General features: G+C 59.4%; 26 protein-coding genes and 1 pseudogene. 16 read left to right on the top strand and 11 right to left on the bottom strand.

Features of this window, described 5'->3' with window-relative positions:
• Positions 1-91: 91 nt before the first annotated feature.
• The 4 genes from smpB to GOB81_RS05200 form a co-directional block, all read right to left on the bottom strand.
• Positions 92-586 carry an SsrA-binding protein SmpB gene (gene smpB / locus GOB81_RS05215; protein WP_173569326.1) on the bottom strand — a complete coding sequence of 165 codons (495 nt, stop codon included), beginning with the start codon at positions 584-586 and terminating at the stop codon, positions 92-94.
• Between the two features lie 2 nt (positions 587-588).
• Positions 589-1,482, bottom strand: a complete 894-nt coding sequence (dapA, locus tag GOB81_RS05210; protein WP_173569325.1) for a 4-hydroxy-tetrahydrodipicolinate synthase — start codon at positions 1,480-1,482, stop codon at positions 589-591.
• 73 nt (positions 1,483-1,555) lie between these two features.
• Positions 1,556-2,419 (bottom strand): prephenate dehydratase, encoded by an 864-nt coding sequence (locus tag GOB81_RS05205; protein WP_173569324.1) that lies wholly within the window; start codon positions 2,417-2,419, stop codon positions 1,556-1,558.
• Entirely contained in the window at positions 2,416-3,159 is a 744-nt protein-coding gene (locus tag GOB81_RS05200; RefSeq protein WP_173569323.1) for a 3-deoxy-manno-octulosonate cytidylyltransferase, read from the bottom strand. The genes GOB81_RS05205 and GOB81_RS05200 overlap by 4 nt, the downstream gene beginning before the upstream one ends.
• Positions 3,160-3,330: 171 nt before the next feature.
• Here GOB81_RS05200 and GOB81_RS05195 point away from each other — a divergent pair, with 171 nt between their 5' ends.
• The 4 genes from GOB81_RS05195 to GOB81_RS05180 all read left to right on the top strand — a co-directional run bounded on the left by GOB81_RS05195 (position 3,331) and on the right by GOB81_RS05180 (position 7,611).
• A complete protein-coding gene (locus GOB81_RS05195) occupies positions 3,331-3,804 on the top strand; it encodes a c-type cytochrome (RefSeq protein WP_173569322.1) in 474 nt (157 codons plus the stop codon).
• 21 nt (positions 3,805-3,825) lie between these two features.
• Positions 3,826-4,623, top strand: coding sequence for an inositol monophosphatase family protein (locus tag GOB81_RS05190; RefSeq protein WP_173569321.1), 798 nt, complete (start codon positions 3,826-3,828; stop codon positions 4,621-4,623).
• A gap of 216 nt (positions 4,624-4,839) precedes the next feature.
• A complete protein-coding gene (gene serA, locus GOB81_RS05185) occupies positions 4,840-6,093 on the top strand; it encodes a phosphoglycerate dehydrogenase (protein WP_173569320.1) in 1,254 nt (417 codons plus the stop codon).
• A 21-nt stretch (positions 6,094-6,114) separates the two neighbouring features.
• Positions 6,115-7,611 (top strand): YifB family Mg chelatase-like AAA ATPase, encoded by a 1,497-nt coding sequence (locus tag GOB81_RS05180; RefSeq protein ID WP_173569319.1) that lies wholly within the window; start codon positions 6,115-6,117, stop codon positions 7,609-7,611.
• 137 nt (positions 7,612-7,748) lie between these two features.
• On the opposite strand, the gene GOB81_RS05175 is transcribed toward GOB81_RS05180, so the two are convergent.
• Positions 7,749-7,928, bottom strand: coding sequence for a CsbD family protein (locus tag GOB81_RS05175; protein ID WP_173569318.1), 180 nt, complete (start codon positions 7,926-7,928; stop codon positions 7,749-7,751).
• Between the two features lie 275 nt (positions 7,929-8,203).
• On the opposite strand from GOB81_RS05175, the gene GOB81_RS05170 reads away from it, so the two are divergent.
• Positions 8,204-9,361 carry an energy transducer TonB gene (locus GOB81_RS05170; RefSeq protein ID WP_242010071.1) on the top strand — a complete coding sequence of 386 codons (1,158 nt, stop codon included), beginning with the start codon at positions 8,204-8,206 and terminating at the stop codon, positions 9,359-9,361.
• Positions 9,362-9,660: 299 nt separating this feature from the next.
• Here the strand turns inward: GOB81_RS05170 and GOB81_RS05165 are convergent, their stop codons facing one another.
• The 3 genes from GOB81_RS05165 to GOB81_RS05155 form a co-directional block, all read right to left on the bottom strand.
• Positions 9,661-10,050 (bottom strand): hypothetical protein, encoded by a 390-nt coding sequence (locus GOB81_RS05165; RefSeq protein WP_173569317.1) that lies wholly within the window; start codon positions 10,048-10,050, stop codon positions 9,661-9,663.
• Positions 10,051-10,136: 86 nt separating this feature from the next.
• A complete protein-coding gene (secB, locus tag GOB81_RS05160; protein WP_173569316.1) occupies positions 10,137-10,637 on the bottom strand; it encodes a protein-export chaperone SecB in 501 nt (166 codons plus the stop codon).
• Between the two features lie 89 nt (positions 10,638-10,726).
• Positions 10,727-11,266: a histidine phosphatase family protein gene (locus tag GOB81_RS05155; protein ID WP_173569515.1), complete on the bottom strand. Its 540-nt coding sequence runs from the start codon at positions 11,264-11,266 to the stop codon at positions 10,727-10,729.
• Positions 11,267-11,443: 177 nt separating this feature from the next.
• On the opposite strand from GOB81_RS05155, the gene GOB81_RS05150 reads away from it, so the two are divergent.
• The 4 genes from GOB81_RS05150 (at position 11,444) to GOB81_RS05135 (ending at position 14,794) form a co-directional block, all read left to right on the top strand.
• Positions 11,444-12,121 carry a Tim44/TimA family putative adaptor protein gene (locus tag GOB81_RS05150; protein ID WP_173569315.1) on the top strand — a complete coding sequence of 226 codons (678 nt, stop codon included), beginning with the start codon at positions 11,444-11,446 and terminating at the stop codon, positions 12,119-12,121.
• The gene (locus GOB81_RS05145) at positions 12,085-12,951 is read left to right on the top strand and encodes a DNA methyltransferase (protein WP_173569514.1); all 867 of its coding nucleotides are present in this window, start codon (positions 12,085-12,087) and stop codon (positions 12,949-12,951) included. The genes GOB81_RS05150 and GOB81_RS05145 overlap by 37 nt, the downstream gene beginning before the upstream one ends.
• 115 nt (positions 12,952-13,066) lie before the next feature.
• The gene (locus tag GOB81_RS05140) at positions 13,067-14,488 is read left to right on the top strand and encodes a cytochrome-c peroxidase (RefSeq protein WP_242010070.1); all 1,422 of its coding nucleotides are present in this window, start codon (positions 13,067-13,069) and stop codon (positions 14,486-14,488) included.
• Between the two features lie 111 nt (positions 14,489-14,599).
• Positions 14,600-14,794 (top strand): hypothetical protein, encoded by a 195-nt coding sequence (locus GOB81_RS05135; protein ID WP_173569313.1) that lies wholly within the window; start codon positions 14,600-14,602, stop codon positions 14,792-14,794.
• 88 nt (positions 14,795-14,882) lie between these two features.
• Here GOB81_RS05135 and GOB81_RS18020 read toward each other — a convergent pair whose 3' ends face one another.
• Complete coding sequence (locus GOB81_RS18020) at positions 14,883-15,038, bottom strand: methylenetetrahydrofolate reductase (protein WP_173569513.1); 156 nt, start codon at positions 15,036-15,038, stop codon at positions 14,883-14,885.
• A gap of 80 nt (positions 15,039-15,118) precedes the next feature.
• Between GOB81_RS18020 and GOB81_RS05125 the strand changes: the two are divergent.
• Positions 15,119-15,870 (top strand): annotated as a pseudogene (locus GOB81_RS05125) (IS5 family transposase).
• Positions 15,871-16,123: 253 nt separating this feature from the next.
• Here GOB81_RS05125 and GOB81_RS05120 read toward each other — a convergent pair.
• Entirely contained in the window at positions 16,124-16,390 is a 267-nt protein-coding gene (locus tag GOB81_RS05120) for a hypothetical protein (RefSeq protein WP_173569312.1), read from the bottom strand.
• 96 nt (positions 16,391-16,486) lie between these two features.
• Here GOB81_RS05120 and GOB81_RS05115 point away from each other — a divergent pair, with 96 nt between their 5' ends.
• A complete protein-coding gene (locus GOB81_RS05115) occupies positions 16,487-17,260 on the top strand; it encodes a Smr/MutS family protein (protein WP_338421310.1) in 774 nt (257 codons plus the stop codon).
• Between the two features lie 205 nt (positions 17,261-17,465).
• On the opposite strand, the gene GOB81_RS05110 is transcribed toward GOB81_RS05115, so the two are convergent.
• The gene (locus GOB81_RS05110) at positions 17,466-18,971 is read right to left on the bottom strand and encodes a helix-turn-helix domain-containing protein (protein WP_173569311.1); all 1,506 of its coding nucleotides are present in this window, start codon (positions 18,969-18,971) and stop codon (positions 17,466-17,468) included.
• Positions 18,972-19,083: 112 nt separating this feature from the next.
• On the opposite strand from GOB81_RS05110, the gene GOB81_RS05105 reads away from it, so the two are divergent.
• From GOB81_RS05105 to GOB81_RS05085, 5 genes are all read left to right on the top strand, one after another.
• Positions 19,084-20,598, top strand: coding sequence for an MmgE/PrpD family protein (locus GOB81_RS05105; protein ID WP_173569310.1), 1,515 nt, complete (start codon positions 19,084-19,086; stop codon positions 20,596-20,598).
• Between the two features lie 67 nt (positions 20,599-20,665).
• Positions 20,666-21,835, top strand: coding sequence for a bifunctional 2-methylcitrate synthase/citrate synthase (gene prpC, locus GOB81_RS05100; protein ID WP_173569309.1), 1,170 nt, complete (start codon positions 20,666-20,668; stop codon positions 21,833-21,835).
• Positions 21,832-22,746, top strand: a complete 915-nt coding sequence (gene prpB, locus GOB81_RS05095) for a methylisocitrate lyase (protein WP_173569308.1) — start codon at positions 21,832-21,834, stop codon at positions 22,744-22,746. Before prpC ends, prpB begins: the two co-directional genes overlap by 4 nt.
• 77 nt (positions 22,747-22,823) lie before the next feature.
• Positions 22,824-24,782, top strand: a complete 1,959-nt coding sequence (gene acs / locus GOB81_RS05090) for an acetate--CoA ligase (RefSeq protein WP_173569307.1) — start codon at positions 22,824-22,826, stop codon at positions 24,780-24,782.
• Positions 24,783-24,892: 110 nt separating this feature from the next.
• Positions 24,893-25,171 carry a hypothetical protein gene (locus GOB81_RS05085; RefSeq protein ID WP_173569306.1) on the top strand — a complete coding sequence of 93 codons (279 nt, stop codon included), beginning with the start codon at positions 24,893-24,895 and terminating at the stop codon, positions 25,169-25,171.
• Positions 25,172-25,282 lie beyond the last annotated feature (111 nt).

The raw sequence follows: 25,282 nt of genomic DNA, 5'->3' as shown, positions 1-25,282 counted from the left end.
GGTTGATGGCACGGGCGTCCACGAGGCGCCCGATCCGCACAGAAAAAAGGCCGTTGCTTCATGCAACGGCCTTTTTTCGTTAGAAGAAGAGTCAGTCTTCGCGGCCCTTGTTCCGCAGCAGACGAGCCTTATCGCGTTGCCAGTCCCGATCCGCAATGGCCTGACGTTTGTCAGCCTTCTTACGGCCTTCACCGATGCCAAGCGTTATCTTTGCAATGCCACGATCATTGAAATGGATATCGAGCGGCACAAGGCTGATACCGTCGCGCGCCACTTCTCCAAGAAGACGATCAATCTGCCTTGCATGAAGCAGCAGCTTGCGAGGCGCGCGGCTTTCGAAGCGCGAAAGCACACCCCCCTGATATTCAGGAATGTAGCTGTTGAACAGCCAGACCTCGCCGTTGCGCTCACCGGCATAGGCCTCGGTGATGGTCGCGCGACCGAAGCGCAGGCTTTTGACCTCCGGCCCTTTCAGCGCGATCCCTGCTTCGATCGTATCGATGATCGTGTAGTTGAAGCGGCCTTTTTTGTTCTGCGCGGCAATACCGTGCGAGATCAATCCTGATTTCTTCTCTGCTTTCGCCATGATCAGCCCAGCAACCCGACTTCCGTCAGAGCCGCGCGCACGGCGGCTCTGGAAGAATCGGAAATCGGCACGATCGGCAGGCGGCAGGTCTCCCCGCACAATCCGAGCAGGGATGCAGCGTATTTCACCGGCCCGGGGCTGGTCTCGCAGAACATCGCGTCATGCAGGGGAAGCAGCCTGTCCTGCAATGCCATCGACTCTTTCACTTTCCCGTCCTGCCACAGCCGCTGCACTTTCGAGCAGAATCCCGGCGCGACATTGGACGACACGCTGATGCAGCCATCGCCACCAGCCGCAAGGAACGACACGGCTGTACCGTCTTCGCCAGAAAGCTGGTTGAACCATTTGTTGGTCACCGCGCGCCGGACCTGAAGGGGACGAAGCAGATTGGCCGTCGCGTCTTTCACACCGATGATATTGCCATGAGCGGCGAGACGAGCCGTCGTCTCAACCGAGATATCCACCACTGAGCGACCCGGAATATTGTAGAGCACCACCGGAATGCTGATGGCATCGGCCACCATCATGAAATGGCGATACAGCCCTTCCTGAGTCGGCTTGTTGTAATACGGCGACACCACGAGAACGGCAGAGGCTCCCGCCTGCTCGGCATGCTTTGCGAGATCGACCGCTTCCATCGTGCTGTTGGACCCGGCCCCGGCGATCACCGGCACGCGCCCCGCCGCGACATGGACGGTCCGCTCGACGATTTTGTGATGTTCCACATGAGAGAGGGTGGGACTCTCGCCGGTGGTGCCAACGGGCACAAGACCGGAAATGCCTTCCGCCACCTGCCACTCGACAAGCCGGTCGAATGCGGCAAGGTCCAGCGAGCCATCGCGGTTCATCGGGGTAATGAGGGCCGTTATCGCCCCCTTGAACATGGCTTCCGTCATTGGCTTTCTTCTTGTCGTCCGGAACTGCGGGATCCTGATGGGGCACTGGGTATGCCACGAATGAAAGAGTCTGTCAGGCCACCCCGACTGCCGCGCGTCGCCGGAAAGGAGACTGGGGATAGACCCCAAGAATGGTGAAACGCGCGGAAAAGAATTCCAGTTCCGCCAGAGCCTGCCTGAGACTGGGACGATCAGGCCGTCCCTCAACATCCAGAAGGAACTGGGTAGCCGCGAACGAACCGTCAAGCATGTAGCTCTCAAGGCGCGTCATGTTGACGCCATTTGTGGCGAAACCACCAAGCACCTTGTAGAGCGCGCCCGGTTCGTTGCGGACACTGAACAGCAGCGTCGTCATCACGGGACCGTCGTCCGGCAACAGCAGAGGCTCGCGGGCCGCGATGTAGAAGCGCGTCGTGTTATGAGCGGCATCCTCGACATTGCGCCGCAGAATGGTCAGGCCATTCAGTTCAGCGGCCAGTTCGGATGCGATGGCCACATCCTCGACCCGCCCCCATTTTGCAACCATCTCGGCCGCTCCGGCCGTGTCGAATTGCGCGACGGGCGTGAGATGCAGTTCCCGCAGCAGGTCGCGGACCTGTCCGAGGGCGACCGGATGCGTATGCACTTTCCGGGCCTGCTCCAGAGTCGCGCCGGGAATGCCCATCAGGCAATGTTCCACACGCTGGAAATGCTCGCCGATGATGTGCAACCCGGCATCCGGCAGCAGCGCATGAATGTCCGGCACCCGTCCGGCAAGATTATTTTCGCAGGCCAGCATCGCGAGATCGGCCCGCCCATCATGCACCGCTGCAATGGCATCGGCGAACGTCTCGCAGGGGACCGTCGCCCAGCCCGGATAGGCGGTGCGGCAGGCGAGGTCGGAATAGGCACCCGGACGCCCCTGAAAGGCGATCCGACCCAAGGCAGGACCGGTCATGACTGTTTCCCAAGAATACGACGCGCACGCTCCAGATCGGCTGGCGTGTCCACCCCGAACGGCGCTTCAGCCACCCGTGCACACCCGATGATCATGCCCGCCTCCAGCGCTCGGAGCTGCTCAAGCCGTTCGCGCCGTTCCAGCGGGGAGGCCGGCAACGATACGAAACGCTCCAGCGCGGTCCGCCGCCACGCATAAACCCCGATGTGATGCCATAGCGGTCCTTCGCCCCACGGAATGCAGGCGCGGGAGAAATAAAGGGCGCGTGCGATCTGTGTCGCTTCGGAAGGAAACGCGCAGGCGACCTTGACCACGGACTCGGCGCTGGCCTCACGGTCATCACGAATGGGGGCAACGAGTGTCCCGATATCTGTCGCGGCATCGGAAAGCGGCAGCAGCGCTGCCTGCAACGTGCTCGGGTCCAGTCCGGGAAGATCGCCTTGCAGGTTGATGATCACATCGTGCTTTGCAGTCGGATCGACCTGAAGCATGGCGGCATGAACCCGGTCCGAACCGGAGGCCAGATCAGGCTCGGTGAGCACGGCCTCTCCGCCAGCACGGCGCACAATGTCGACGATCTCCTGTTCGGCGGCGGCCACCACCACGCGTCCGGCCGAGGCGGCCTGAGCACGCTCAAGCACGTGCAGGATCATCGGGCGTCCCGCGATTTCGGCCATGGGTTTGCCAGGCAGACGTGAGGACGCCATGCGGGCGGGAATAATAACGAGAGGGCTGATCATTGCAGCGGGTGGGAACCTGAAAGCCGGAGGAACACGGCGAACTCTCCGCCGACGGCTTCACATGAAGCGGAGCGCACTCTAGAAAAGACGCCTGACCGACGCAACTGCGGCCTACGCGCCTCGCTTGCACTCTTCTGCCGCTGCCGTACGGCAGACTGGACGCCGGACCTCATGGATTTCGCCACCGCCAACCGTGCCGCTTTCGCCGTTCTCCTGACCGCCGCCGCCATGGGAATGTCGTGGACGATTGGCTCGCTCGCCGTACCGGACCTGACGCCAGCCCGACCCGCACTGGCTATCGTCACGGAAGACGACAGCGCCACACCGCTTCCAGCCGGAAACTCCGCTCACGGTGCGGTGCTGGTGAATGCCATCTGCTCCCGCTGCCATGACTTCACACCATCCGGCGCCAGTTCTGCGGGACCGAACCTGTTTGGTGTCATCGGGCGACCGGTCGGCAAGGGAACTGACTATACCTATTCTCACAATCTCGCCGCTCATGGCGGGACATGGGACGAGGCCACGCTGAATCTCTGGCTTCGTCATCCTGCGGCCTTTGCTCCCGGCACCCGCATGTCTTTCCGCGGCCTGACCGACCCCGTCGATCGCGCCGACATCATCGCCTGGCTGAAAACACTGCACTGACTTTCGGAACGGAAACGCCTCATGACTCACGACTTCGATCTTTTCGTTCAGACCGCTCACAGTCTCGCGGATGTGGCTGGCACCGTGATCCGGCCCTATTTCCGCTCGACCATCGGTGCGCTGGACAAAAGCGATGCGAGCCCGGTGACGATCGCCGATCGCATGGCCGAACGCGTCATGCGGGCACAGCTTGCCGAACTGCACCCCGATCATGCGGTTCTGGGAGAGGAGTTCGGGCTGCATGAAGGCACGAGTCGCTATCAGTGGACGCTCGACCCTATTGACGGCACCCGCGCCTTCATCACCGGGCGGCCGACATTCGGCACGCTGATCTCCCTGTCTCATGACGGTGTGCCGATCATCGGAGTGATCGATCAGCCAGTGACGGGTGAACGCTGGATCGGCGTGACAGGCCGCCCTACCCTTTTCCGTGACGACCTCGTCGCCTCCGACTTCCAGCCGCTCACGACCCGCAAGCGCGCCTCTCTTTCGGAAGCGGACCTGTCATGCACCTCTCTTGAGATGCTGGAGGATGCCCCCCGGCCGAACTGGAAAACGCTGAAAGCGCAGGTCAAGCGCATGAGCTGGGGCGGTGACTGCTATGCCTACGGCCTTCTGGCCGCCGGGCATATCGACATCATCGCTGAGTGCGCGATGAAGCCGTGGGACTGGTCGGCGCTTGTACCCGTGGTGGAAGGCGCCGGTGGACGCGTGACGGACTGGGGCGGTGAGCGCCTGAGAATCGGCAGCGACGGGACCGTGCTGGCCGTTGGCAATCCGGCACTTCTGGATGCAGCGGTGGCCTGTCTCCGTTCATAAAGGCAGCCCTGCCATTCCCCGAGGCGGCAGATCGTTAATTTCCGCTTATTCGGAAACGTGCTAAAGGGGCGTCCCCGCTGGCCTCCCACCTTGGGCGGTCACGTCTGGACGCTGCCGTCCGCAAGGACTTCCAAGTTCCTTCCGCCGAGGCAGGAAGAAGCAGATCCGGGCAACGCCAGTCAGGCCGGGACCGCTGTAACAGCACGAGCGAACTGAATGACTCCTCATCTGTCCCTCTCCAAGGACAAAATCCGCATCCTGCTTCTCGAGGGCGTACACGACAGTGCCGTGGCGCTCCTGAAAGCCAGTGGCTATGAGAACGTCACCCGTCACAAAGGTGCGCTTGAGGGCAATGCCCTCAAGGAAGCCCTCGAAGGCGTCCATGTCGTGGGCATCCGATCCCGCACCCAGCTCACCCGTGAGATACTGGAAGGCGCGGACCGGCTGTTCGCCATCGGCTGCTTCTGCATCGGGACCAATCAGGTGAATCTTGAAGCCGCCCGCGAACTCGCCATCCCGGTCTTCAACGCCCCCTACAGCAACACGCGATCCGTCGCGGAGCTGGTGATGGGCGAGATCGTCATGCTGCTGCGTCGCATCTTCCCGCGTTCCGTCGGTTGCCATGAAGGACGTTGGGACAAGTCGGCCACCAACAGCTGGGAAGTCCGCGGCAAAACCCTCGGCATCGTCGGTTACGGCTCGATCGGCTCGCAGCTTTCGGTTCTGGCGGAAGCCTTCGGCATGCGCGTGCTGTATTTCGACGTGGTGGACAGGCTCCCCCACGGCAATGCGACGGCGTGTGACACGCTGGAAACGCTGCTGGCTGAAAGCGATGTCGTCAGCCTGCACGTTCCGCAGTTGCCGACCACAAAGAACATGATTGGACCCGAGCAGATCAGGCAGATGAAGCCCGGCTCGTTCCTCATCAACAATGCGCGTGGCAACGTGGTCGATCTCGAGGCCGCTGCCGAGGCCGTGAAGTCCGGGCATCTGCTGGGCGCCGCGATCGACGTCTTCCCCACCGAACCGAAGGTCGCTGGCGAGAAGTTCGTTACGCCGCTGCAGAATCTGGATAACGTCATCCTCTCCCCGCACATCGGTGGTTCGACGGTCGAGGCGCAGGAACGGATCGGTGTCGAAGTCGCCCGCAAGCTGGTCGAATATTCCGACATCGGCTCCACTTTGGGATCGGTCAATTTCCCCACCGTGCAGCTTCCGCAGAGCCCTCGCGGCACGCGCTTCATGCACGTTCACCACAACCTTCCGGGCGTGATGTCGAAGATCAACGACATCTTCTCGAACGAAGGCTGCAACGTCACGGCGCAGTATCTCCAGACGGACGGCGAGATCGGCTACGTCGTGGTGGATGCCGAGACAGGGGGCGATTCCAGCAAGGACACGCATCTGCTCGACCTGCTGCGCGCACTTAAGGGAACCGTTCGCGCACGCCTGCTCTATCAAGGCGCCTGATATTCTGCCTGGGCGCGTACGATGATCAATACACGCGTACGCGCCTTTGCCTTTTCAGGAATTGAGGCCATCCCGGTCTGGGTGGAAGTCCAGATCGCCAATGGCCTCCCCGCCTTTCTGGTCGTCGGCCTGCCCGACAAGGCCGTGGGCGAAGCGCGCGAGCGTGTTCGTGCCGCGCTCGCCTCAATGGGGCTGGCCCTCCCGCCCAAACGCATCCTTGTGAATCTGGTGCCTGCCGACCTGCTCAAGGAAGGGTCGCATTTCGATCTGCCAATCGCTCTGGCGGTTCTGGCAGCCATGGAAATCGTGCCGATCGAGGAACTGGGTCGATATGCCGCGCTTGGGGAACTGTCTCTCGACGGGCGTATCAACCGTGTTCCCAATGTGATTTCCGCATCTCTCGGCGCAACCATCATGGAACTCGGGCTGATCTGCCCGGCCGTTCAGGGCTCCGAGGCTCTTTTCGGCGGCAATCCCGATATCCTCGCGGCCCCGGATCTTCTGTCACTTGTAAGTCACTTTCGCGGCGAACAGCTCCTCTCACCTCCGGTATTGCCGACTCTCCCCCCTCTTGTCGCAACCGGTCCCGACATGGCCGACGTCAAGGGTATGGAAGTGGCGCGTCGGGCACTGGAAATTGCGGCGACCGGAGGACACTCACTGCTGATGTCGGGGCCTCCGGGTTCGGGCAAATCCATGCTGGCCGCACGCATGCCCGGCCTTCTGCCAGAGTTGACGCCGCAGGAAGCCCTTGAAGTCACCCGAATCTGCAGCGCCGCTGGCATTGTCAGCGAGGATGGGGGACCCATACGGCGACCACCGTTTCGTGATCCGCATCATTCCGCCAGCCAGCCCGCGCTGATTGGCGGAGGTGCAAGAGCAAAGCCGGGCGAGATCAGCCTTGCCCACCGTGGTGTTCTCTTTCTGGACGAATTGCCCGAATTCTCCCGTCAGGCTCTTGAATCACTGCGGCAGCCGCTCGAAACCGGCCAGACAAGCATTGCGCGCGCCGCAGTGCACGTCACCTACCCTGCCCGCTTCCAGTTGATCGCAGCGATGAATCCGTGTCGCTGTGGCTATCTTGGCGATGCCTCCCGCGAATGCCGGAAAGCTCCCCGTTGTGGGGAAGATTATCTGAACCGTCTTTCCGGGCCGCTTCTTGACCGGATGGACCTGTGGGTCAGCGTTCAGCCTCTTTCACCCGTGGACATGATGACCGCCTCGGCAGGCGAGCCTTCCGCCAGCATCGCCGCACGGATAGCGAGCGCCCGTTCTTTCCGTCAGACCCGCGGCCAGACAGTGCGCAACGCGGAAGCCAATCCGGATCAGTTTGAGCTGGAAGAAGGTGCCAGAACCCTTCTTGCGGATGCCGCGCGAAAATTACGGCTGTCAGCACGCGGCTTTACCCGCCTCCTGCGCGTCGCGCGCACCATTGCGGATCTTGAAGCCAGCATCCTCATCCAAAAACATCATGTTGCTGAGGCAGTAAGCTTCCGCCACAGAAGCCGCCTTTCCTGAACATTTTTGGGAGATCAGCGTTGCTTCATCCGCAAAAATGCGGCTGTTTCTGCGGTGATGACAAACGAAAACCGGGCACTGCCTTTATGAGACAGTGTCCGGTCAATAAAGTGCTCATGCTGAGAAAACAGCGCGCCTTAAAGGTCGTTGAGCGTGCCCTTGACGTTGCCTTTAATTTTCTCGGCACTGCCCTTCACCTGCTGGGCCTTGCCTTCAGCCTCAAGCCCCGGATCGTTGGTAGCTTTACCCACGCCTTCCTTGATGCTTCCCGTCACCTTGTCAGCAACGCCCTTAACTTTATCTGTGAATTCACCCATGACACATTCCTCTCAATGGGATGGTCCATCAAAGCCGGACCGCCTGAAGAAACAACGCTCTCCTCACAGGCCGGTTGCATTACGTTTTCCTCACCCAGTCCAGCGGTGACTGCGCAGCCACTTGCCGATCTCCCTGAATATTCCGTCAACCCACGTGACATTATGGTACACAACAGAGGGGTAGCCAGCGCCTGCCGTGAATGGCAATGTGCGCTGAAGGGTCTCGGACCTGCGCGCGCTTCTGTTTTCTTCTTCCCGGAGACACATTCAACTCCATGACGGCGGCGCCACGGCAATCAGCAACGCCCGGAACGAAGAAGGAGCCTCTGCTCGTCGGTGCCCGGAAGCAGCAGAAACCCCCTTCTCCTGACGGAAATGCCACCGAGGAACTGAACACCTCTCCGCGTCGGCTTGGACTGCGTCCAACCCTGTTCCCGAGGTCAGGCACCTATCGGAATCTGAAGCCCGCGAAAACGCCTCTGTCGCCGAGGCAGGTTTTCGGCGAGCCCGATCTGCTGTTCATCCTGCTGTTTTCGGGACTACTGCACGCGCTGCTTCTGGCGTTTGCCATCTACATGTCCCTGCACCATCATCCGCGCGGCAACCCCCAGGCCACCGAAGCGGGCACGGTGGACATGATGTTCGTCACGCCTCCCGCCGAAAGTGGCATGAAAGGCGAGCATTCCGACCAGCAGGCAGGTGGCAGTTCCGCCGCGCAGTCTTCTCAGAGCAGCAGTCAGGAGGAGAAGTCCGAGGCAGCGGAAGGCTCTCTCAATCCCACCCCGGAAACGCCGGCAGCCCCCCCGTTGCCGCAAGCCCCCTCGGATGAGAGTTACCCTAAACCGACCAACGAAACCGCGCCGATCAATCAGGCATCCAACAAGGCTGGATCTGGCAGCCGTGAGACGGCGAAACAGGCCCCCCATCGACAGGCGGTCCGTCAGGCGCAGCGTCATCAGCGGGCACCGTCGCCGTTCGACTCCCTGACGGACCTGTCACTTGACCAGTCTTCCGCTCCTCCGCGGCCGAATCGTCATGGCCGTACGGGCGGTTCAGGCGGTCCGATTGACCTGTCCATTGGCCCTCTGGTGCAGAACGGCAGGCTGAACGCCCCGTTTGCAACGCGCAGCACAGTGCGCGGCGTGAGCGATGATTACAGCGAGGAAGTCGATCGCTGGATCCGGCGGCACATGTATTACCCGGAAGAAGCCGCTCAGAACGGTGAGGAAGGCCCCTCCTCCGTCCACGTCATCATCGACCGGACAGGTCGCGTCCGCTTCGTGCGTCTCACGAACCAGTCGGGATCTTACATGCTGGATGCGGCCACGACCGGGATGTTCCGGAATGCGGAACTGCCGCCGATTCCTCCCGGTATTCCGGGCGATCATTTCGATCTGGACGTGACCGTGAACTACATTCTGATCCGTCATTAGAGTTCATCAGCCAGACATAAAAAACACCCCGCGAGACAATCTCACAGGGTGTTTTCAAAATATCGCTTCAGAGAAAAACGAGTGTCAGCCGTCAGCCCCTTATACTCCTGATCTCAGCTTTCGAGGCAGGTGCTTAAAGGCTGTTTCAAAAGCTCTCTGTTGAGCGCGACCGCCCATATGGGTGCGCACGACCGGCGTGTGGCTTTCATTACTGAAGCGAAGCGGCCATGCGGACGGTGAGCATCTGAGTGCGAAAAATGCGCGGCGGGTCGCCTGCAGAGAGCTTTTGAAACAGCTTCTTAGCGGCAAACCCGTTTCGTATTGTCAGAGGCGATATAGGTCTGGGTGGCAGGGTCGAAGCAGGCATTCTGCGTGCAAGCGCCGCCGTTCATGAGCGGCTGCGGATAGGCCGCCTGCCCCATGGCGTTAGCTTCCCGGGCAGCCGTGCCGCAGAGCGGTGTATTGGCGGGAGCCGACGGATCATTCACCAGCATCTGCCCCTCGGGAGCGGGTGTTTCAGTCACCGTTCCAGGAGGGAATGTCTGCGGGGGAATGCGGTTCGGCGCTGTCGCGACCGATCCCTGCTGCTCTGCGCAGCCTACGAGACCGAAAGAGGAAAGCATCAGGGCTGTCAGCGCCAGACGGCGGGCAAAGGCGACAGACCGGTCACGGGATGAAAGAATTGCCATAGAGAGCACCCTGCCTCCTCCGATCACTCATGCAGAACGTGATCCCGGAGACAGGGGAAGATGAACCTGCCTCCGGGATACGCCAATCAGGCGTGGCCGACGGTCTGGGATGCTTCAGCGCGACGCGCCTGCCACAGAGCGACAAAGTCGATCGGCTGCAGCACGACCGGCGGAAAGCCGCCGTCACGGGTGATGTCGCTGAGAATGTTGCGTGCGAACGGGAAGATCAGGCGCGGCACTTCGACGAGCAGCAGCGGCTCGACCAACTCGGCCGGCGCGTTGTTCAGCGTCACAACCGCAGCATAGGTCAGTTCCGCGATGAACACCTTGCGTCCGACAGGACCACCTTCGCTGGCAGGAGCTTCATCAGCCTCGGCCTTAATGGTCAGGGCCACCTGAAAATGTGGCTGGTCGTTCTGAAGGCGATTGGCCTGCACGTCGATATTCACGGAAATCTGGGGAGCCGCGGCAAGAGCCGTGAAGACTTCGGGACCGTGCGGAACCTCGAAGGAGAGATCCTTCGTGTACTGAAGGTTGATGGCGAGCGGGAGGGCTGGCGGGACGCCCTGTTGAGCTGTGTCAGACATTGGTGTCTTTCTTCCTTCATATTCGGACGGTCTCGTCCGGAGCTATCGGGCGGTAGCATGACAGGCTGGGTTCGCCAACCATGGAACGGTCAGGGGCGCTCTGGCGGACGCGTGGGGTCAATCCGGAGCCAGGAGCCGTTTTCCAGACTGGTGCGCGTGAAGGCCAGAAGAAACGCCCAGTGTGAAACCACGAGCGTGCGCTCCCAGTCGTGGCTGACCGCTATTTCCGAACGAAAAAGCTCCGCGCGCTCTTCCACGGATTCAGGCGTCTCGATCACCGGGCTCCACCACGCCTCATCCAGCCCGGAGAAGTCGAGAGCCGGCCATTCCTGAGCAAGAACGGCACGGGGCGAGCCGACATCACAGGAAAAAGCGGCCCGCTCACGAATCAACGGACTCACCACCGGCACGATATCAAGCGCCTTGGCGATGGGCATTGCTGTCTGGATTGCCCGTTTGTAGGGCGAGACGATGATATGACGGATCTCTTCCCCGCCGATCTCCGCCACCAGCTTTCTGGCCTGTTCCTGCCCCATATCGGAAAGAGGCGGGTCAGGAATGCCCGGATCTTTGCGGGTGGCCGTGAACAATCTGTTAAATTCTGACTGGCAATGCCTGAGGACGATCATGATTCGAGCAGATAGGGCTCCACTGTCCGGACCGCAATCCTTGGATGACATATTTGCTCACCTAAACGCACACGAGTCATTGCGCAGGCCCTGAGCCATCCCTATTCTCTTTTCATGACTCCCGTGATGGATGCTCGCATCCGTCGCACCCGTTCTGTTTCTTAGGTGGCGTGACTTATGGAAGGTTCTTTCGGCCATTTTCCGGTCGATATTGTGGTTTTCGCCCTGATCGCGGCGTTTCTGGCGCTGCGGCTACGCAGCGTTCTGGGCAAGAAAGTCGGCTTCCAGACTACGCCTGCGCCGCATCCCACGGCCCCGGAACCGGCTGGGCCTGTGATTGAAGGACGCGCTGAACCGACTCCCGCCACCCGCTTCGATATACCGGGCCCGAATACCCGCGTCGGAGCTATGCTCGGTGAGGTCAGCAAGGCGGAACGGGGTTTCGTACCCCAGCAGTTCCTGACGGGTGTGGAGGGTGCGTTCCGGCAGGTCGTCGCGGCTTATGCCTCCGGCAACCGGGCCACTCTGAAGGAGCGTCTGACGCCAGATGCGTTCGCCGCGTTTGATGCCGCTGTGACGGCGCGTGAGACTGCGAAAGAAACCCAGAAAAGCGAAATCCGTGCGATCGACAGCGTTGCGATCGAGGATGTCCGCCTGATGGATACCCCGGCAGGAAAAGCCGCGACCATCGACGTGCGTATCGTGTCCGATCAGATCAGTCTTGTCTTCGATGCCAACGGCAAGCCGATCACCGGAATGGACGCCGTGACGGAATTTTCCGATCTGTGGACATTCGAAAAACTGCTGGGTGTCGCAGGATCAAGCTGGCGGCTGGCAGCGGCGCGGAGTGCGTGACAGGAAAGGCTGAGGGCACACCCGCATCTCCCCGCACCCGACGCTATCGGATTGGGCGTCAGGAAATCGTTCAGGGAGACTGCATCCGCGTCATGAAGCGGATGAAGGCGGAGACCGTGGACGTCGTGATCACGTCGCCTCCCTACAATATCGGGCTTGGCTACCGATCCTATAAGGATCGGCGTAGCGAAGCCGATTATCTCGACTGGATGATGGAAGTGGCGACCGCTGTGCGGCGTGTGATGCGCCCCGACGCCTCCTTCTTCCTCAACATTGCAGGGACCTCCTCCGAGCCCTGGCTGCCGTTCGAGCTGGCGGTGCGCCTGCGCGAACTGTTCGTCCTGCAAAACCACATTTCATGGATCAAATCGATCGCTGTGGGGGATACGTCCTTCGGGCATTTCAAGCCGGTCAACAGCAAGCGATACATGAACAGAAACCATGAACATCTCTTCCATCTGACCCTCGACGGTGACGTCCGGATCAATCGCCTCGGCGCGGGCGTGCCGTTCAAGGACAAGAGCAATATCGCCCGCAGAGGGCATGCGCAGGATCGGCGCTGCCGTGGGGACACATGGTTCATCCCTTATGAAACCGTGCGGGACAGGCAGGAAAAATTCAATCATCCCGGCACCTTCCCCGTTGCACTGCCGGAACTGTGCATTCGCCTGCACGGACAGGACGATGCCGTCGTGCTCGACCCTTTCATGGGAACCGGCACCACATTACTGGCAGCGGATCGGCTTGGCTCACGCGGCATCGGGATCGAGGTCGATCCCGCCTATGTCGCTGTCGCGCGACAGCGGTTGCGTGAGTACGGGAAAGACTGAAATCTCACTTTAATCGATCAAATCGATTGTTTGAGTGAATATTATCATTTTGACAGATTGACGTTTAGTAATGCACACCACCCATGAGAAAAACAATGGGTGTGGAGTAGCAATTTTGAAACGCGTGATTGCCGGACTGGCCTGCGTCGGGCTCGCCGCCTACGGCGGCACCGTCGCTTACATAGAGCATTTCGATCATCAGGGTGCACCGACACTGGCGGCCACTTCACCAACGCAGCAAGACCCTGCGGCGAAGGCGGCCTTTGATGTGCTGCGTGAAGCGCGGTGCGATTATTGCCATACGAAGGGTGCGAATCTTCCCTTCTACTTCCATCTGCCCATCGCCAGCACGCTGATGAATCACGATCTGGAGGAAGGCCTGAAACACTTCCGTCTGGAACCGGTGATCGCGGCTTTCCAGAAAGGTGACGTGCCGAGCGAAGAGCAGTTGTCGCGCATCGAGGAGGTCATCACCCAGAACCGGATGCCGCCGACCCTGTATCTGCTGATCCACTGGCACGCGCATCTGAACGAAGACCAGCAGAAAGCCGTGCTGAGCTGGGTCGAGGCTGAACGCCGCGCTCACTATACCGGTCAGGGTGTCGCCGCGAAGTTTGCAGCCGAACCCGTTCAGCCGGTGGCGGAAAGCTGGCCCGTGAATGCCGACAAGGTTGCTTTGGGCGAAAAACTGTTTTTCGACAAGCGACTGTCGGGTGACAACACGCTGAACTGCGCCAGTTGTCACGGGCTTGAAAAGGGTGGTGTCGACAATCTGGTCACGGCAACCGGCATTCACGGCCAGAAAGGCCCGATCAACGTGCCGACGGTGTACAATTCCGTCTACAACATCGTGCAGTTCTGGAATGGCCGCGCTGCGACACTGGCTGATCAGGCGGCAGGCCCTGTGATGAATCCTGTCGAGATGGGTTCACACGACTGGACAGACGTCGCAGCCAAGCTCGAAGCCGATCCGGCTTATGTCGAAGCCTTCAAAAATGTGTATCCGGATCAGCCGATGGATAAAGGCACCATCACCGATGCCATTGCCGAATATGAAAAGACACTGCTGACGCCCGACAGCCGCTTCGACCTGTATCTGAAAGGCCATGAAGACGTCCTAACAGAGCAGGAAAAACACGGCTACACCCTGTTCAAGAGCATCGGCTGCTCCGGCTGCCACACTGGTCAGGACATGGGCGGTGGCGCCATGGAAATCATGGGGCTGGAGCATAACTATTTCGCTGGTCGTGGCACTCCGTTCACGGCCGCTGACAGTGGCCGCATGGATGTGACGCATGATCCACTGGACAAGTCACGTTTCCTCGTTCCGACATTGCGTAACGTCGCCCTGACGGGACCGTGGTTCCACGACGGCAGCGTGAAAACTCTGGAGGAAGCCGTGAGGAAAATGGCTTATTATCAGACGCCGGATGCAACGATTTCCGATCAGGACGTTTCTGATATTACTGCCTTCCTCAAGACTCTGACGGGCAAATACAAAGGCACCCCGCTGGACCAGATAACAGCTTCCCCCTGATGTAACACCACTTCCGTCAAGTCCCGGCACCTGACACTACCAGCCGCAATATCGCCCTCTTTCGGGGCGATATTGCTCATGGTTTCATTACCTCACTCTCAGGAGGTTCCCATGCGTCGATTTATTCTTCTCTGTCTCGCCCTCACAATGACCGCGTCGCTTTCGGCCTGCTATGGGCCACCACCGGGCGGACGAGACCGCCATCATCACGGCGGCGGCGGGCCGGGCGGCAGCATGGGCGGCCGTCCCGGCATGGGTTCCGCTCCGGGCATGAACGGTGGAGGCGGTGGCCCACGCGGCTACTGACCGGGCATCCGCTTCCTTTCTGAACTGAACGCGCCTTCGGAGAGAGTCCCCACTCTTTCCGAAGGCGTTTTCATATCATTCAGTAAAACTAGCATCCAAGAAGGCTAGAGAACGCGAAGGAGGATTCTGAACGGTTGAGGATATAAAAATGAAAACTCCTCACATCGTTCTTCTTCAGCATCCTGCACATGGATGACGCCACCGTCGTCGTGACAAGAGAGCGTGCCTTCGGATGGTCGTCCAGAGCGTGTCGTCAGTTAGCGCACGGAGTGACGGACCTTTTGGTCTGTGATTTTTTCTTTCTATTTTCAGGGAGATATGTGAATGCGCCAGTATGGTCTGAGCGACAGTCTGTGGGGGCGGATAAATGATCTTCTCCCGGGTCGTGAAGGCCGTGTCCGGTGGCACGACTGCGGATAATCGTCTGTTTGTCGAAGCCGTGCTGTATCGTGATCAGGCTGATATCCCATGGCGTGATCTGCCGACGCGTTTCACTGACTGGAAAAACGTTCACAGACAACTGCGTCGCTGTTGCTAAAGGGTTGTGATCGAGCGGATTTTCGAAATCTGACTGTCGATCACGACAGTGAATACATGATGATCGACGGGACGATTGTCCGTGCGCACCAGCACAACGGGGGTGCCCGTAAAAAAAGGCACGGATCAGGTATTGGGCACTCCCGTGGCGGACTGACCACGAAAATCCATGCCGTTGTCGATGCTACAGGAAAGGCCGTCGCCCTTTCCCCGACACCCGGTCAGAGAGCCGATATTACTGAATGAAATAGATCATCAGGTCTTTATAGCCGACAAGACCTATGACATTGCTCTGCTCATCGAAAAGCGCGAAGAACGACAGATCACACCGGTCACCTCTTCAAAGAAAAATCGCCGTAATCCACACACAATCCGCTTCTCGCTGTACAAAAGGAGAAACGAGATCGAACGCTTCTTCGTTAAACTGAAGCAGTTCAGAGGTGTAGCAACACGCTATGACAAATTGAAATCAATATTCCTCGCAGCAGTCCCGCTTAATCTCTGCCATCATCGCACTTACACTAGACGACACGACCTAATCTTCTGACACGCAAATGCAAGCCAGCCAGCGATTTCCGAATTGAGACCGGTTTCACGGGCAAGGTCGATGAGCGCATGCAGTAGGATGGGGCTGTGATTCCGCTAGGCAGGATTCAATGGCGCGGAGTGTCATGTTCTGGAAGGCACAAGCGACGGGATGTCCACTTTAAACGCGGGAAAACACCCTGGGACGAACACCGAGGACAAGGTCCGGACCTGTCTCCGGACCATCGTTCCCGGCGATGAAGACAATCAGACTTCGTCTTCATCCTCGTCATCTTCTCCATCGTCCTCAATGACGACGGCGACGGTGACTTCGGAACCTTCGTTTTCGGCCTGCAGGGTTTCAGCCGTTGTGTCAGCCAGGGCCTCATCTTCGTAAAGCATGGCTTCGTTGGGATCTTCGACCCATTTTTTCTCGGGAGCCCAGAAGGCGAGTTCGCCATCTTCGGATTCACGCTGGATCAGAAAACCGACAATAACTTCATCGTCGTCGTTAATGACTTCATCGTCGTTCATGATATGCCCTTTCCTTGCTGCACCTGCGTGCCATCGCATATTACCGAGACCAGCATAAGGGGCAGCACGACTGAAACCGATGATATTTTTCCTTCAGTGACGGAAACGATCAACAACCCGTTTCGGTTCCGGCTTGCAGTGATCGCCGCCGCAGGTGATGCTTGTTATGAACAGGCCGGAACGGGCGGAGGGGTATTCATGCGCCGGAAACGGAGTGTGAGCGATGATGAGCATAAGCTCTGGACGGCCTTCGTCCGGGATGTGATGCCGCTTGCCCAGCAGCACGGGCGCCCACCGATTGTCCCCGCGACACAGTCCGCACCCAAAATGGCCCCTGCACGTTCCAGTGCCGAAGGGTCGGCCGGTGGCCCTCCGCAACCGGAACCAGCGTCTCCTTTTCCGTCTTTCCCCACCTTCACGACGCATATGCGCTCCATGTCGTTCATGACGCAGGGGGAAATAGCCGTTGCCGCCCACCTGCGCGGGAAAGCTGCGAAAAAGAAGGGAACGCCTCACCAGACCATTATAGGCGCGCCTCAGAACGGACTGGATACCGGGAGTTGGAAGCGCCTCTCGAAGGGCCAGATGCCTGTCGAACGGAAACTCGACCTGCACGGCATGACGGCACAGGCCGCTTTTCTTCGGCTGCATGAGTTCCTTTACATGGCGTATGGCGAAGGCGTCCGCTGCGTGGAGATCGTCACCGGCCTCGGCTCGGGAGCAGAGGGAGGCATTCTGCGACGCGAGCTCCCGTTCTGGCTTGGCCGGGCCGATCTTCGTCGCATGGTGCTCGCAGCAACGCATAGCCACGATGCCAACCGGGGTGCCGTGCGCCTCCTGCTCCGGAAGCGTCACCGCGGATCACGCTGAAACGGCGACAGCCTGCCGCTCAGGCTGCGACGTTTTCCCAGTGTTGCGTGAGCCACGTCACGGCCAGCAGGTTCAGCGAGAAAAACGCTTTATCGCCAGTTGCCAGGGCTATCCCCCGTGGAATGAGGGGTGCTGGCATGACGAACGGCGCAATGCGTAAGGAATGATCGGTTTCGTCTGGTAAAGTGGTGGCAGGGAGAATGGCCTACTCTCCTATCGGCACCATATGGTACGGCACTACACCCCGCTCCTCGCCGCCCGCGTCGATCTGGAATCCTGCTGCCGGGACGGCGCGATGGCGGCAATCCGTGCGGATACACGCCCGGCAGCCCGGCCCGATGGGAATGATCATCCGCTCGTCCGCAAGATCCAGTCCGGCTGCATAGACCAGTTCCGGCGCATGGGCGATGGAGCAGCCGAGCACGATCGCCACCCTGCGCGGACGATCGAAATAGGATACGCCTGCATGACCGACGGTGCGGGCCACATTCAGGAACACCGCATCGTCCGTGGTCTGCGAGACCTGCACCTGTAATTCGCCGGGCGTGGAGAAGGCACGGAACACGTTCCACAACGAGCACAGTCCTCCGAAACGAGGGAGGCTGAAACGGGTCGCACTGTAACTTTTAAGAATATTCCCGGCGATATCCGTCTTGATGAAATAGAACGGAATACCCTCATGCCCGGGACGTTGCAGGGTCGAAAGGCGGTGACAGACCTGCTCGAAGCTGACGCCGAACTGCCGCTGCAACTGGTCAAGATCATGCTGACTCACCCGGGCCGACTGGCGAAACCGCGTATAAGGGAGCAGAAGCGCACCCGCGAAATAGTTGCTCATGCCCACATGCGCGAGATCCCGTGCATCCGGTGAGGCAAGGCCCGAGCGTTTGACTGCACGGTCCAGCAGTCGCCCGTATCCGAGCCGCCCGACAACCTGCGCCATGCCAAACACACGGCTTTCGGATGGCACACCGTCGGCCATCAGGAGACGCCTGCCCCGCTTGTCGAACCGCCACAGCATGCCACGACTGTCCAGCGTCCCGTCGGTGACAATGCGGACTCCATGCTGGTCACGCAGATAGCGCGCCAGATTGGCAGCCAGAATACCTTCAGCAAGGGATGCTGTTTCGTAAAGCTCTTCGGCTGCACTATCGATTTCATCGAAGTAATTGCGTTCCCTCTGAACCCAGTCGCCGACCGCCTCGTAGGGCGGGACCATGCTCATCTGCTCTCCCCCGTCCGTCACCCGCCTGCCGGCCGTATCGATCTGCGGCGCGGCAAGTCCGGCCCCCGCCTGCGGAGAGGCGGATTCCATTGGTTCCAACGCGGTTCGTTCGCGAATAACGCTCCGGTAGGCCCGGTATAACGTGGCAAAACGGTCAGCAAGCCCGGAAGCGGAGCGTACCGCTGCCTGCACTTCCATGGGCCGCAAGGGTGCGGATTTGAACAGCGGATCACCGAGTATTTCACGAAGCGCCTGAATCTGCCGGATTTCATCGCTGTCCCCGAAATAAGCCGCTGAGACACCGAACAGGTTGCAAAGCTTTAACATCAGAGGTGCCGGAATGGGGCGCTGATCATTTTCGATCTGGTTCAGGTAGCTGGGGGAAAGCCCCAGATCCTTTGCAAGATCCTGCTGGGTTTTCTTTATTCTCCCACGTAACTCCCGAATACGTGCTCCCGCGAAGACCTTGCTGGCGCGCTTCGTCATCTTTGCATCCTTCGCAAAAAACGAGTCCGAACTCGCCTTATTTTGCCTCGTTCACCATAGCTGAAAATCGGAACACGCCCATACTGCATTCAGTTTTGTGAACGAGGGCGTCATGCACAGCTATGATATCAAGGTCCACCCAGAAAAAGACCGCCTGCCCCGCGAGAACCAGCTTGCCTGGCAGATCGCTGAAGTGGCGGCCGACCCCGTGGAGATCGAAGCACCCGTCACGGAAATGATCATCAACCGCCTGATCGACAATGCCTCCGTGGCGATCGCGTCAGTCAACCGCCATTCCGTGACAAGCGCCCGCGCCGAAGCGCTCGCTCATCTGCGTCCGGGTGGCGCCACCGTGTTCGGTTGCGGTCCTCATATCCGTGTCCACGCGGAATGGGCGGCATGGGCCAATGGCACCGCCGTTCGGGAACTCGATTTCCATGATACTTTCCTTGCGGCGGAATACTCCCACCCCGGCGACAATATCCCAGGCATCCTCGCCGTGGCGCAGCAGTGCCAGCGTTCGGGGCATGATCTGATCCGGGGCATTGCCACCGGCTACGAGATCCAGATCGACCTCGTGCGCGGCATCTGCCTGCACGAGCATAAGATCGACCATGTGGCGCATCTCGGCCCGTCCGTTGCCGCCGGGATCGGGACACTTCTCGACCTGTCGACCGAAACGATCCATCAATCCATCCAGCACGCCCTGCATGTGACGACGGCCACGCGCCAGAGCCGCAAAGGCGAAATTTCCTCGTGGAAAGCCTACGCGCCATCCCATGCAGGCAAGATGGCGGTCGAGGCCGTTGATCGCGCCATGCTGGGTGAGACGTCTCCCAGTCCGATCTATGAAGGCGAGGACGGTGTCATCGCATGGATGCTGGACGGCAAGGACGCACATTATATCGTTCGGCTACCTGAAAAGGGTGAAGCCAAGCGTGCGATCCTCGACAGCTACACCAAGGAACATTCCGCTGAATATCAGAGTCAGGCCCTGATCGACCTCGCCTTCAGACTGGGGCGACAGGTGAAAAACTTCGACGATATAAAGGACGTTCTGATCGAAACCAGCCATCACACGCATTATGTGATTGGCACAGGTTCGAACGACCCGCAGAAGTTCGATCCGAAGGCTTCTCGTGAAACGCTTGATCACTCAATCATGTATATCGTGGCGGTCGCGCTTCAGGACGGCGCATGGCACCACGTCCGTTCCTACTCCCCGGAACGCGCCAATCGTCCCGATACTGTGCGGTTGTGGCAGAAGATTCACACGATCGAACGTCCGGAATGGACCGAGCGCTATCACTCCATCGATCCGAACGTGAAGGCATTCGGGGGGCGCATTACCATCACCATGAACGATGGATCTGTCATCGCCGATGAACTCGCGGTGGCCAATGCCCATCCGCTCGGTGCCACGCCGTGGATGCGTCCTGACTATATCAGGAAATTTCTCACACTGACGGAAGGCATCATCACCCCGCAGGAAGCTGACCGGTTCCTTGATGTCGCCCAGAATCTGCCGACGCTTTCGGCACAGGAACTTCTGCAGCTTGAAATCACGCTTCCCGGCAACACGCTCAGCAAAAATCCAAACATCGGGATCTTCGGTTACGGCCAGTAAACGCGACGCGTGATGATGCTGGCGAAGGCCATCCGTCGACGAGAAACAAGAAAGAGGAGATGCAGACATGACGCAAACCTCTCAGGAAAAGCGTCCTAAAAAGTCCGTCGCCCTGTCCGGCGTCACGGCAGGCACAACGGCCCTGTGCACGGTCGGCCAGAGCGGCAACGACCTGCACTATCGGGGTTACGACATAAAAGATCTTGCGGAAAACTGCAAATATGAGGAGGTGGCACATCTTCTTATTCACGGGCATCTTCCTGATGCGGCGGAACTGACCGCCTACAAGGAACAACTCCGATCCATGCGCGGGCTGCCCGAGCAGGTGAAGCGTGTGCTGGAACAAATTCCGGCCGCCTCCCACCCAATGGATGTCATGCGCACCGGCCTGTCCGCTTTTGGCTGCATTCTGCCCGAACGACGGGACCAGAACCCCGTCGGTGCGCGTGAGATTGCCGATCGCTGTGTCGCTTCTCTCGGCTCTATTCTGCTCTACTGGTATCATTTCGCCACCAATGGACGCCGGATCGACGTCGAGACGGACGATGACACTGTTGGCGGTCACTTTCTGCACCTTCTTCATGGCAGGACACCACCCTCAGATTGGGTGAAAGCGATGCATATTTCGCTCATCCTTTACGCAGAGCATGAGTTCAATGCGTCAACTTTCGCGTGCCGGGTGATCGCCGGAACAGGCTCGGACATATATTCCGCGCTATGTGGCGGCATCGGCGCCCTGCGCGGTCCGAAGCATGGAGGCGCAAATGAGGTCGCACTGGAAATCCAGCAGCGTTATCTCACGCCGGATGAAGCCGAGGCTGATATCCGCAGGCGCGTCGACAACCGCGAAGTGATCATCGGCTTCGGGCATCCTGTCTATACAATCGCTGATCCTCGCAATGAGATCATCAAACGTGCGGCCCACACCCTGTCACGCCAGAGCGGTGCGATGCGGCTCTACAACGTTGCCGAACGCATAGAAACGGTCATGACGGACACAAAGAAGATGTTCCCGAACCTCGACTGGTTCAGCGCCGTTTCCTACCACATGATGCGCATCCCCACCGCCATGTTCACACCGATTTTCGTCATCGCGCGCTCGGCTGGCTGGAGTGCGCATGTGATCGAGCAAAGAGAGAACGGCAAGATCATCCGTCCCTCCGCTGATTATGTCGGACCGGAAGACCGCCCGTTTGTTCCCCTCCACAAGCGCAGCACTCTGGAGAAAGCAGCATGACCTATCTGGTCGGTTCCGAAAATCCGAGGGAGTCCGCAGGCAGTCGCTTCCGGAAACTTCTGAACTCACCGGGCATTCTGCGGTTGCCGGGGGCGCATAATGGTCAGGCCGCACTACAGGCGAAGGATGCGGGTTTTGAAGCCCTGTATCTGTCCGGCGCGGCCATGACGGCGAGCATGGGGTTGCCCGATCTGGGGATCATCACCATCGGTCAGGTGGAGTTCTTCGTCCGGCAGATCGTTCGTGCTTCTGGCCTTCCCCTGCTTGTCGATGGAGACACGGGTTATGGCGAAACCCTCAACGTCATGAACATGGTTCGCACGTTCGAGGAAGCAGGTGCAGGAGCCGTTCATCTGGAAGACCAGCTTCTGCCGAAGAAGTGCGGCCATCTGAACGACAAGAAACTGGCCTCCACGCAGGAAATGGTGATGAAAGTCGATGCGGCGCGGCGTGCGGCCAGAGACATCGTTATCGTCGCGCGCACGGATGCCGCCGCCAGCGAAGGCATGGATGGCGCTGTCGGCCGCGCGAAGAAATACATCGAGGCGGGTGCAGACGCGATTTTCCCGGAAGCCCTCACCAATTCCGAGATGTTTCGCGAATTCGCCAACCGTATGCCGGGCGTAAAGCTGCTAGCCAACATGACCGAATTTGGACGCACGCCTTACTACACCGCGAAAGAATTCGAGGCCATGGGTTACCGCATGGTCATCTGGCCCGTGAGTTCACTGCGCGTCGCCAACAAGGCACAGGCCGATCTGTACGCAACCATCCGCCGCGATGGCAGCGCACAGGCCATGCTGGACCGCATGCAGACCCGCGAGGAGTTGTACAAGACGCTTCGCTATCATGAATACGAAGCGCTCGACCGCAGCATTGTGGAAACAGTCCTTCCTGCTCACGACAGATAATCAGCGACAAGAACAAAGGGACCGCCGCCCCATCAGGCGGCTGCCGGATCACGCTGAGCGCTACAGGAGAACAACCCGTGTCCACGACGCAGACCGAAACAGCCATATGGGATATTGAAACCGTCGATCCGGCCAAAGCTCTGGAAATCGAGACGATGCGTGGGAATGTCGCGAGCAATCCGGAAGCGTTCTGGCTGGAACAGGCCGGACGGCTCGACTGGGCAACATTCCCCACCATCGCCAACACTTCGAGTTTCGAAGGCGATGTTTCAATCCGGTGGTATGAAGACGGACAACTGAATGTTTCGGTCAATTGCCTCGATCGTCATCTCGCCGATCGGGGCGATGAGGTCGCGCTGGTCTGGCAGGGCAACGATCCCGGTGTCTCGCGTCAGCTTACCTTCCGGGAACTGCATGCTGAAGTCTGCCGGATCGCCAATGCTTTGAAAAGCCTTGGCATCCGGCGTGGAGACCGGGTGGCCATCCATCTTCCCATGACGCCCGAAGTCGTGGCCTGCATGCTCGCCTGCGCCCGTATCGGTGCTGTGCATGTCGTGCTGTTTGGCGGGTTTTCTCCCGAAGGCATTGGCGAACGTCTGATCGACAGCGGTGCAGTCGCGGTCATTACCTGCGATGCTGCCCGACGTGGCCCGAAGACCATCCCCCATAAGGTGACGATCGACGCCGCGCTGAAACATACCGGTTCAATCGGAAGCGTGAAGAACGTCATCGTCGTGAATGTCAGCGACACTGTCGTGCCGATGCTGCCCGGTCGTGACCACGACTACACCGCGCTGGTGTCCGGGCAATCTACCACATGCGAACCCGAAATCATGAATGCGGAAGATGTGTTCTTCCTGCTCTACACGTCCGGCAGCACCGGCAAGCCAAAAGCCATCGTTCATACGACAGGCGGCTATCTGGTCTGGGCTGCTTATACCGTCGATGTCACGTTCGCCGCCGAACGCGGCACCACGCACTGGTGTACTGCCGATGTCGCATGGATCACCGGCCACACCTTCGTGGTGTATGGGCCACTTGCGAATGGCACGACCACCCTGCTGTTTGAGGGTCTGATGGGCTGGCCGCATGCCGGGCGCTGGTGGGAGATCATCGACCGTTTCAATGTTTCCAGCTTTTTCACCGCCCCCACGGCCATCCGCGCCCTGATGCGGGACGGAGACGATCTGCCACGCCGCCATTCACTCGCCTCCCTCCGGCGGCTGGGGTCGGCGGGAGAACCGATCAGCCCGGACGCGTGGTTGTGGTATTATGAAATTGTTGGTCAGAAACGCTGCCCTGTCATCGATATGTGGTGGCAGACTGAAACCGCTGGCCCAATGCTCAGCGCCATCGCCGGGGCTCAACCTCTCAGGCCGGGATGGGCCACGACAGGCATTCCGGGTGTTTGCCCCTCGCTCACCAATGAAAAAGGCGAAGAACTTGTCGGGAGTGGAGAAGCCGAAGGCTGTCTGTGCTTCAATACATCCTGGCCGGGACAGACCCGTTCCATCTGGGGGGACCACAAACGGTTCTGCGAGACGTATTTCTCCTTCAGTAAAGGTCGTTATTTCTCGGGGGATGGCGCACGACGGGATGGGCAAGGTTACCTGATGATCACCGGGCGCATGGACGACGTCATCAACGTCTCGGGCCACCGCATAGGAACCGCCGAGATCGAGGACGCCGTGGCGACGGACCATTCCGTGGCCGAAGCCGCTGCCGTGGGGATCAGCCATGATCTCAAAGGACAGGGGATTGTCGTGTTCGTTGTTGCGCGCAGCACCAGAGTGCCTCCTTCCGAAGCCCATCTGACGAAGGTGATCAGTGAACGCATCGGGCGTTATGCCACACCGGAAAAGATCTACCTCGTCGCTGAACTGCCCAAAACCCGATCAGGCAAGATCGTCCGGCGCCTCCTGCGTAAAATCGCCTCCCAGGAAACGGACAGCCTCGGCGATCTGTCGTCTCTTGCCGATGTCACAGTGGTTCCCGCGCTGATCGGCCAAGTAAAGGAACAGTTCCAGCCTGCCTGAGCGGTGTAAACGGGCGTCCCCCGGCGTTTCCATTCGTTACGCAGCACTTCACGCGAGATTAAGGATTGTAAAGCGAAAATGAGGCTGTTTCACAATATGGAGATCACACCATGTCCGGTTCCATTTCCTCTATCTCAGGCTCCTCCGTTTCCAGCCTGTTTGATTCATCTTCCACGTCCTCAACGTCTTCCAGTTCTTCAACCAGCGCATCTTCGTCGTCTTCTGACACGACAACGCAAACAATGAACAACGACGGCACCATCACCATCACGGTGACGGATGCGGAAGGCAATGTCGTCTCCCAGACGACCGAAGGCACGCCGCGCAACTCCACCGCTTCCAACGACAGCGGAAGCGATAGCGACAGTAGCCTCGATACCTTTGCCTGATTCCGACGGCTGCCTTTTCGGCAGCGCCATTCAGACACAAAAAACCGCCCGGCATGAGCCCGGGCGGTTTTTTATTATGCATCGTAAAGGCGAATATTTCTTAAAACTAAA

The organism is Acetobacter conturbans (assembly GCF_011516755.1).
GTDB lineage: Bacteria > Pseudomonadota > Alphaproteobacteria > Acetobacterales > Acetobacteraceae > Acetobacter > Acetobacter conturbans.
The sequence above is the reverse complement of the archived record's forward strand: the minus strand, read 5'-3'. Positions and strand labels throughout refer to the sequence as shown.

Bases quoted from the DNA above. Each gene is read 5' to 3' on its own strand.
- smpB (WP_173569326.1), bottom strand. From the start codon at position 586: ATGGCGAAAGCAGAGAAGAAATCAGGATTGATCTCGCACGGTATTGCC.
- dapA (WP_173569325.1), bottom strand. From the start codon at position 1,482: ATGACGGAAGCCATGTTCAAGGGGGCGATAACGGCCCTCATTACCCCG.
- GOB81_RS05205 (WP_173569324.1), bottom strand. From the start codon at position 2,419: ATGACCGGTCCTGCCTTGGGTCGGATCGCCTTTCAGGGGCGTCCGGGT.
- GOB81_RS05200 (WP_173569323.1), bottom strand. From the start codon at position 3,159: ATGATCAGCCCTCTCGTTATTATTCCCGCCCGCATGGCGTCCTCACGT.
- GOB81_RS05195 (WP_173569322.1), top strand. From the start codon at position 3,331: ATGGATTTCGCCACCGCCAACCGTGCCGCTTTCGCCGTTCTCCTGACC.
- GOB81_RS05190 (WP_173569321.1), top strand. From the start codon at position 3,826: ATGACTCACGACTTCGATCTTTTCGTTCAGACCGCTCACAGTCTCGCG.
- serA (WP_173569320.1), top strand. From the start codon at position 4,840: ATGACTCCTCATCTGTCCCTCTCCAAGGACAAAATCCGCATCCTGCTT.
- GOB81_RS05180 (WP_173569319.1), top strand. From the start codon at position 6,115: ATGATCAATACACGCGTACGCGCCTTTGCCTTTTCAGGAATTGAGGCC.
- GOB81_RS05175 (WP_173569318.1), bottom strand. From the start codon at position 7,928: ATGGGTGAATTCACAGATAAAGTTAAGGGCGTTGCTGACAAGGTGACG.
- GOB81_RS05170 (WP_242010071.1), top strand. From the start codon at position 8,204: ATGACGGCGGCGCCACGGCAATCAGCAACGCCCGGAACGAAGAAGGAG.
- GOB81_RS05165 (WP_173569317.1), bottom strand. From the start codon at position 10,050: ATGGCAATTCTTTCATCCCGTGACCGGTCTGTCGCCTTTGCCCGCCGT.
- secB (WP_173569316.1), bottom strand. From the start codon at position 10,637: ATGTCTGACACAGCTCAACAGGGCGTCCCGCCAGCCCTCCCGCTCGCC.
- GOB81_RS05155 (WP_173569515.1), bottom strand. From the start codon at position 11,266: ATGATCGTCCTCAGGCATTGCCAGTCAGAATTTAACAGATTGTTCACG.
- GOB81_RS05150 (WP_173569315.1), top strand. From the start codon at position 11,444: ATGGAAGGTTCTTTCGGCCATTTTCCGGTCGATATTGTGGTTTTCGCC.
- GOB81_RS05135 (WP_173569313.1), top strand. From the start codon at position 14,600: ATGCGTCGATTTATTCTTCTCTGTCTCGCCCTCACAATGACCGCGTCG.
- GOB81_RS05120 (WP_173569312.1), bottom strand. From the start codon at position 16,390: ATGAACGACGATGAAGTCATTAACGACGACGATGAAGTTATTGTCGGT.
- GOB81_RS05110 (WP_173569311.1), bottom strand. From the start codon at position 18,971: ATGACGAAGCGCGCCAGCAAGGTCTTCGCGGGAGCACGTATTCGGGAG.
- GOB81_RS05105 (WP_173569310.1), top strand. From the start codon at position 19,084: ATGCACAGCTATGATATCAAGGTCCACCCAGAAAAAGACCGCCTGCCC.
- prpC (WP_173569309.1), top strand. From the start codon at position 20,666: ATGACGCAAACCTCTCAGGAAAAGCGTCCTAAAAAGTCCGTCGCCCTG.
- prpB (WP_173569308.1), top strand. From the start codon at position 21,832: ATGACCTATCTGGTCGGTTCCGAAAATCCGAGGGAGTCCGCAGGCAGT.
- GOB81_RS05085 (WP_173569306.1), top strand. From the start codon at position 24,893: ATGTCCGGTTCCATTTCCTCTATCTCAGGCTCCTCCGTTTCCAGCCTG.